Here is a 7,430-nt window from a genome sequence, read left to right as displayed (position 1 = left end):
TCGCCGTCGCCGCGTCGCCTAGCCGCTTACCCCGCGGCGCTCCGAACGACGCCATAGCTATTTCCGACTCGGGACACTAGCTCTTCCGGGAAGCCACGAACCGGGCGAGATCGCCGAGCGGTCCGTAACCGCGCTCGAGCTCCTCGGCGGCCGAGCGCGCCGCCTCGACGGTTTCCGCCAGACGCCGCCGCGACTCCTCGACGCCCAGCAGTCCCGGGAACGTCATCTTCCCGTGCGCGACGTCCTTGCCCGTCGCCTTGCCGAGCTCCTCCCGCGTCGACTCGACGTCCAGAAGGTCGTCCTTGATCTGGAAGGCGAGACCGAGGCTCTCGCCGTACCGGTCGAGGAGCCGGAGCGTCTCCTCGGACGCGAAGGAGAGGATCCCGCCCACGGCGAGCGACGCCCGGATCAGAGCGCCCGTCTTGTGCGCGTGGATCCGCTCGAGACGCGCGGGAGACCGCTCCCCTCCCGCCCCCTCGCGCTCCGCCTCGATGTCCTCCATCTGCCCGCCGATCATCCCTTCGGTGCCGATCGCGGCCGCGACTGCGGCGGCGGTGCGGGCGCGCGCCGCGTCGTACTTCGCCTCCGCCGGATGGAGGCAGAAGCATTCGAGGCCGTGCGTGAGGAGCGCGTCGCCCGCGAGGATCGCCGTCGCCTCGCCGAACTCCTTGTGGCAGGTCGGAACGCCGCGGCGCCAGTCGTCGTCGTCGAGCGCCGGGAGGTCGTCGTGGATGAGCGAATACGTGTGGATCATCTCGAGCCCGCAGGCGGCGGGAAGGATCGCATCGAGATCGCCTCCGCCGACGCTCGCGGCGGCGAGCGCGAGCACCGGCCTGAGGCGCTTCCCGCCGGCCATGACCGAATAGCGCATCGCCCGGTGAAGCGTCGCGGGCCAGCGCGACTCCGGCGGGAGGAGCGCGTCGAGCGCCGCCTCGACCCGCTCGCGCCACCGGGAGAGGAATTCGGCGCTCAATCCGCGGATTCCGGCGGCGCGTTCTTCCCGTTCTCCTCGGGGGCGGCGCCGGCGTCTTCTTCCTCGAACGGCGCGGCCGCGTAGCGGCCGCCGGCGTCCTTCAGGACGATCTCCACCCGCCTCTCGACCTCGGAGAGCTTCTCCTGGCAGACGCGCGAAAGGCCGATTCCTTCCTCGAAGAGGGCGAGCGAGGCGTCGAGCCCGAGCTCTTCCGCTTCGAGCTTCTCGACGATCGCCTCGAGGCGCTCGAGCGCCTTTTCGAAGCTCATTGCGGCGGGTTTCTTCATGGTGAGTGCCCCTCCCCGGAAATAACGTTACATTTGTTCGGAGCGCCGCGGGGTAAGCTGCCAGTCGCCGAGGCGATGGCGATGCGTTGCCATCGTCGAGCCGCGGCGGCGCCGCAGATTGCCCTGCGCCGCCCGAACCCGACGGGCGCCCGCACATTGCGAACGATCTCTGCGTTGCGTCGCGGGTCCGATGCTTCCGGCATCTGCTCCCACGCCGCGCCTTGACCTCGCCCGCAAGCCGCGGGCGCAAATGGCACGCTATTTCCGGGGAGGGGCACTTATTCTCCTTCGGGGCGCGACACGACCGTCGCGTCGAGCTCGCCCCGGGCCAGCCGGATCCGGAGGCGGTCGCCCGCCGACGCCCTCGCGGCGTCGGTGAGCGGGGACGTCGATCCTTCGCGGTAGACGACGGCGTACCCCCGCGACAGGATCGCCAGGGGGTCGAGGGCGCGGAGGCGGCCCGCGGCCGCGCCCAGGCGCGAACGGGACGCCGCGACCGAGCCGCGCATGGCCGCGCGCAGCGCGCCTTCGAACCGGCGCGCGCCGTCGCGCCGCCGGCCGATCTGAAGGACGCGCCGGATCGACGCGAGACCTTCGGCCGCGCGCGCGACCCGGTCCGCGAGCGCGCGCGGGCGCGATGCCGCGAGCTCGAGAAGGGTGCCGCGCGCAGCGTCGAAACGATCGCGGCGCCGGAGCACCCCGTAGCGGAACCGGACGAGCGCCTCCGCCCGCGCGGCCTGGCCGACGCGCCCGCGCGCCTCGGCGAGCCGCCGGCGGGCGAGCTGGGCCAGCGCCCGCCGGGCCTGCCCGACCCGGCGGAGGATCTCCTCCCGGGCGCCGACCACGAGCTCCGCCGCGGCCGACGGCGTCGGGGCGCGGAGGTCCGCGACGAAGTCGACGAGCGTCCAGTCGGTCTCGTGGCCCACCGCGGAGATCGTCGGCGCCGGCGACGCGGCGAGCGCGCGCGCGAGCCGCTCGTCGTTGAAGGCGGCGAGGTCCTCCGCCGAGCCGCCGCCGCGGGCGAGCAGGATGACGTCGCAGCCGAGGCGCGCGAGCGCGCGGAGCCCCTCGATCATCTGCGCGACGGCGCCTTCTCCCTGCACGCGGGCCGGAAAGATCGTGACCCACAGGTCGGGATGGCGGCGCCGCAGGACGTTCAGGATGTCGCGGATCGCGGCCCCCTGCGGCGACGTCACGATCCCGACCCGTTTCGGAAGGAAAGGCAGCGGCCGTTTCCGGCCGGCATCGAAGAGCCCTTCGGCGGCCAGCCGGCGCTTGAGCTGGTCGAGCGCGATCTGCATCGCGCCGACACCGACGGGCTGGAGCGCGACGACCTGCATCTGGAACTGTCCGCGCGCCGCGTAGAGGCCGAGCGTGCCGGTCGCGACGACCTCCATCCCTTCCTCGAGAGCAAACGGCAGGCGCACCGCGTCCGAGCGCCACAGCACCGCCGGGAGCTTCCCCGTCTCGTCCTTCAGCGCGAAATACACGTGTCCGGAGGGATAGCGCCGCACCTCGCAGGCCTGGCCGGCGACGGCGACGCGACGCCACCCGGTCGAGAGCGCCGTCGATACCTCGGCGAGCAGCTGGCTGACGCGGTAGACGGGCGTCGCGAAGCCGAGCTCTCCCTGCCGCGCGTCGCTCATCCGCGCCCCCCCTCGGCGGCGGAAGGGATCGTCGCGGCGCCGCGGTCCTGCGCCGAGCCATGTTCGCGCGCCTCTCCGGCGCCACGTTCACGCGCCTCGCCGGCGCGATGTTCGCGCGCCTCACCGGCGTCGCCGAACACGCGCGAGAACGGGATCGCCATCACGATCAGGGTGGTCATCAGGACTTCGACGTCCCCGAAATTGTATTCAAAGAATCCCGCGGCCGAGATGCCGGCGACGGCGAGAAACGCGCCCGCGAGCACGCCGCGCCGGCCCCGATGCGTCTCCTTGCGCAGCCGGCGCAGGCAGACCGTGAAGAAGCACGCGAGGATCGCGACGTACGCCGCCGCGGCGAAGAGCCCGGACTCGGCGGCGATCTGCAGGAGGTTGTCGTGCAGATGCGGCACGCGCCAGCGGACCGCCGTCGGCACCCGGTAGAGCGGGTAGTAGGGCTTGACGAGCGTCAGGCCGACCCCGAAGACCGGGTAGTCGCGGATCATGCGGAAGCCGGCGATCGCCATGTCGATCCGGTCGCGGTTCGTGGGGTCGGAGGGGTCGAAAGTCGAGAGGATCCGCGCCCGGATCGCCGAGGGCGCGGCGAGATAGAGGAGCCCGGCGGCGACGGGAACCGCCGCGAGCCAGCGCGGGCGGCGAATCACCAGATAGGCGACGACGGCGGCGAAGAAACCGACGTAGGCGTTGCGGGTGAACGTCAGGAGGATCGCGGCGCCGAGAAACGCGACGAGCGCGGCCGACGCTCCCCTCCCCTGACCTCCCTCGAGCGCGATGCCGAGCAGGAGCAGGCACACGACGAGGAGGAGGCCCGAGAAAGTCATGTAGTGCGAGAGCGTCGCCTCGATCCGGTCCGAGAGCCGGTTCGCGCCGTGGAGGTACTGCCACAGGCCGACGGCCGCGAGGACCGCCGCCGCGGCGCCGAGCGCCGAGACCACCGCCCGCAGCTGCCGGTCCGTCTCGAGCCCGTCGGCGAAGAGCGGCAGGAGGAGGAAGGTGAAGAAACCCTTGAGCCCGGCGAGGCTTCGCTCGGGGTGGAGAGAGAAGAGGGCCGACGCCGCGCCGAACGCGACGAACGCCGCGATCCAGAACGCGATCCCGCCGCGGAGCGAGGGGGGGAAACGGCGCTCGTTCCGGATCGCGGCCGCCCAGACGAGAAGGGCCGCCGCGAAGAGGACGTTGGCGACCGCGATCGCGGAAGTGCAGAACGCGATCGCGACGAGCAGGGGGAAAAGCCATCGCCGCGCCCCGGACGACGGGACCGCGGCGGCGTGACCGCTCACTTTCCGACGGCGGAAGCCGGAAGGGCCTCGTCGATCAGCATCACCGGGATGTCCGAGACGATCGGGTAGACGAGCCCCGCCTCCGGCGAATAGAGGCCCTCCTCGACCACGGGCGTCTCGTCGCGGAATTTCTCCCGATACCGTTCGACGAGCGATGCGCGAACTTCGGGCGGAAGAGGAATCTTCTCCAGAGGCCCCTTCGTCTTCGGGCAGATGAGGATCGCGAGCAGCTCGGGATCGACCGGCACGGCGCGCAGTCTATCAACGGCCGCACGGCTCGCGCCAGAGGCGCTCGACCGCTGGCGGCCTTTCAGATCGTGGACCTCCTCCTCGCCGGGCGCTTGCGCACACATGGAGACGCGACCGGAGGAAGCCGTCGATTTCCCTTCTCCTGGCGGGAGAAGGTGACGGCCGCAGCGAAGCCAGGCCGGCGGATGAGGGACGCCGCACAGCGGCGGGCGCGGCGCGCAACCTCCCGGCGAGGAGACTTTCCGCGATCTGACCTTCGTCGCTCGTCCCCAGGGGTCTCGACGACTCCGGCGCCCCCGGCCCCGACTCGGTTCGCGACCTCTCGAAGCTCGGATCGCGAACGGCCCGACGAATCGGGTCCGCACGGCTCGCGCCAGAGGCGCTCGACCGCTGGCAGTTCCAGCGAGCCGTGCGGCGGCTATGGCCTGCGCCCATTACAATCCCGCCCCGATGCGCGTGCTCCACGTGACGGCGGGAACGAAATGGACCGGGCCGGCCGCCGTCGCCGTCGCGCAGGTCGAGGCGATGCGCGAGGCGGGGATCGAGGCGGAGATCGCCGTCACCCGGGGCTCGCCGCTCGCCGCTCGCCTCGCCGGGCTCGGCTGGGCGCGCCCGCTGCTCGCGCCGGGCCGGCGCCCTCGGGACTTCTGCGACGACGTCGCCGCCCTCGACGGAACGCTCGGACGCGAGCGTTTCGACGCGGTGCACGCCCATTCCTCGCACGATCACCTCGCCGCCGCCGCGGCGCTCGGCCGCGGGCGGGCCGCTCTCGTGCGCTCCTTCCATCACGAGAACGGCTTCCGCCCGCTCTTCTCCTCCTGGGGACGGCGGCGGGCCTCGGGATTCGCGTTCTCGAATTCGGCCCTCCGCGAGGGGTTCGCGGCGCGCTTCCGGCCGGAGGCGCCGTGCGCGCGTTTCTCTCCGGTCGCCGAGGTCGATCGCTTCTCGCCCGGACCGCGGGACCCCGCCGTCCGCGGCGAGCTCGGGATCCCGGAGGACGCGTTCGTCGTCGGCACGATCGGGAAGATGGCTCCCGGCCGCGGCCACGATGCCGCAATCCGCATCCTGGCCGGCGCGCACGATCCGCGCGTCGTCATGCTCCACGTCGGGAAGGGGGAATCGAAGGAGAGCCTGTGGAGGCTCGCCGCCTCGCTCGGAGTCGGTTCGAGGAACTTCGGCGCCGGCTACCAGGAGGAGCGTCTCCCGGACTGCTACCGGGCGATGGACGCCTTCCTCTTCACCGCATCCGGCGCCGACCAGGGACACCGGGCCGTGCTCGAGGCGATGACGTCCGGGCTCCCGATCGTCGCCCTGGACGTCCCGGGCATCGCGGATTTCGAGATCGTCAAGGGGCCGGGATTCGTCGCGAAGAGCGAGGCGGAAGCCTCGGCGGCGCTCGATTTCCTCGCCGCGCACGAGGACGCCCGGGCGGGAATGGCCGCCGCGGCGCGGCGCACGGCGGAGCGGTTCGCCGGTCCGGCTTTTGCGAGGGCCGCGGCGGATTTCTACGCGGCGGCGCTCGATTTCTGGAAGAAGCGGCGCGGCGCGCGCGTTGGGAGGCAACAGGAGCACGCATGAGAGCCACCACCGGACTGATCGCCACGTTCCTCGTCGCCGCGGGCGCCTTCGCGGCCGCGCCGAAGCCCGCCCCGAAGAGCGCCGAAAAGCCGACGGCCGCCTCCTGCTCCGGATGCCGCGAGAAGGGCGCGCCGATCGACCCGGCCGCGCTCGACGACGCGGATGCGGCTGCGCGGCCCGCCTATGCCGCGGCGTCGAAGTACCCCGAGACGATCGACAAGATCCATTGCTATTGCGGATGCGAAGAGAGCCCGAACCTGCACCACGCTTCGCTCCTCACCTGCTTCACGACGCTCCACGCCACCGGCTGCGAGATCTGCCGCGGCGAAGCCGAGCTCGCCGGCAAGATGAAGGGCGAAGGCTCCGCCGACGACGAGATCAAGCAGGTCGTGGAAGCCTTCTACCAGGACAAAGGCAAGTAAGCTCGCACGGCGAATGCATCGAGCCGGGCGGGCGCGTGGCAACCGCCCGCGGGCTTAACGTCCGCCGCCGGTACGCCGCGCCCGCGGGCCGGCTCCCCCGCATCCCGCCGGGCTCGCGCCTCGCCGCGCCTCACTCGCGTTCCAACTGAATCTCGGCCCCGCCGAATCGCCTCTCCCCGCGGGAGACTCGTCACGCCGTAGCTTCAGCGAGAGTCGAGCCGCGCGTTGCTCGCCGGGACCCTCTTCGCCTCTCCCGGCGGCACACATGGCCGCGTCACCAGAGGCGCCTCAACCGAATTCCCCTCTCCCGGCGGGAGAGGGTGGCGAGCAACGCTCGCCGGGTGAGGGAGCCCCGTCGCGGGAGCTTTCGCCTCGGTGGCTCGCGCACTGGCGTTCGCGGCGATCGGCGCGCTCAGCGCTGGATACCCTTCGGCGAAAGCTCTCCGCGACGCGAAGGGCCCGGAGCCCCGCTTTCCACCTCCGCCGTACCCACATCTCGCCTGATTCGCGTCTCGACGATCCTCAAGGCCATCCCAACCGATGCTGAGTCCTCCGCACACATCCGCCTCTCCCGGCGGGAGACTCGTCACGCCGTAGCTTCAGCGAAGGCCGAGTTCGCCGCGCGCCGCTCGCCGGGCCTTCTTCGCCTCTCCCGGCGGCACACATGGCCGCGTCGCCGGAGGCACCGCAACCGAATTCCCCTCTCCCGGCGGGAGAGGGTGGCGAGCAACGCTCGCCGGGTGAGGGAGCCAACCCGTCATCGCGAGCGCCAGCGAAGCGATCCCCAGAGCCCACCCGGTGACCGCTCCGCCCACCGATTCATGCTAGTCTCCGCCGGTCCGGGCGGCGTAGCTCAGATGGTTAGAGCGGGCGTCTCATAAGCGCCATGTCGGAGGTTCAATTCCCCCCGCCGCCACCAACCGTCGGTTTCGCGACGCTCGCGAGGCTCGGATCGCGAAACCTCCCGCCGCGCAAACCTC

7 protein-coding genes and 1 tRNA gene are annotated in these 7,430 nt (G+C 72.0%); 3 read left to right on the top strand and 5 right to left on the bottom strand.

Annotated features, from left to right (window positions below; all coding sequences use genetic code 11):
- Nucleotides 1–76: 76 nt before the first annotated feature.
- From VKH46_11065 to VKH46_11045, 5 genes are all read right to left on the bottom strand, one after another.
- Nucleotides 77–973 carry a farnesyl diphosphate synthase gene (locus VKH46_11065; GenBank protein HKB71374.1) on the bottom strand — a complete coding sequence of 299 codons (897 nt, stop codon included), beginning with the start codon at nt 971–973 and terminating at the stop codon, nt 77–79.
- The gene (locus VKH46_11060; protein HKB71373.1) at nt 970–1,242 is read right to left on the bottom strand and encodes an exodeoxyribonuclease VII small subunit; all 273 of its coding nucleotides are present in this window, start codon (nt 1,240–1,242) and stop codon (nt 970–972) included. Before VKH46_11060 ends, VKH46_11065 begins: the two co-directional genes overlap by 4 nt.
- A gap of 296 nt (nt 1,243–1,538) precedes the next feature.
- Nucleotides 1,539–2,906, bottom strand: coding sequence for an exodeoxyribonuclease VII large subunit (xseA, locus tag VKH46_11055; protein ID HKB71372.1), 1,368 nt, complete (start codon nt 2,904–2,906; stop codon nt 1,539–1,541).
- Complete coding sequence (locus VKH46_11050) at nt 2,903–4,201, bottom strand: O-antigen ligase family protein (GenBank protein ID HKB71371.1); 1,299 nt, start codon at nt 4,199–4,201, stop codon at nt 2,903–2,905. Before VKH46_11050 ends, xseA begins: the two co-directional genes overlap by 4 nt.
- The gene (locus VKH46_11045; GenBank protein ID HKB71370.1) at nt 4,198–4,449 is read right to left on the bottom strand and encodes a Trm112 family protein; all 252 of its coding nucleotides are present in this window, start codon (nt 4,447–4,449) and stop codon (nt 4,198–4,200) included. Before VKH46_11045 ends, VKH46_11050 begins: the two co-directional genes overlap by 4 nt.
- A gap of 451 nt (nt 4,450–4,900) precedes the next feature.
- On the opposite strand from VKH46_11045, the gene VKH46_11040 reads away from it, so the two are divergent.
- The 3 genes from VKH46_11040 to VKH46_11030 all read left to right on the top strand — a co-directional run bounded on the left by VKH46_11040 (nt 4,901) and on the right by VKH46_11030 (nt 7,369).
- Entirely contained in the window at nt 4,901–6,028 is a 1,128-nt protein-coding gene (locus tag VKH46_11040) for a glycosyltransferase family 4 protein (protein HKB71369.1), read from the top strand.
- Nucleotides 6,025–6,450 (top strand): PCYCGC motif-containing (lipo)protein, encoded by a 426-nt coding sequence (locus tag VKH46_11035; protein ID HKB71368.1) that lies wholly within the window; start codon nt 6,025–6,027, stop codon nt 6,448–6,450. The genes VKH46_11040 and VKH46_11035 overlap by 4 nt, the downstream gene beginning before the upstream one ends.
- A gap of 842 nt (nt 6,451–7,292) precedes the next feature.
- Nucleotides 7,293–7,369 (top strand) — tRNA-Met (locus VKH46_11030).
- The last annotated feature ends 61 nt before the right edge of the window (nt 7,370–7,430 follow it).

The organism is Thermoanaerobaculia bacterium (genome assembly GCA_035260525.1).
GTDB lineage: Bacteria > Acidobacteriota > Thermoanaerobaculia > UBA5066 > DATFVB01 > DATFVB01.
Note: the sequence above shows the minus strand (reverse complement) of the source record. Positions and strands in the feature narration are given on the sequence as shown.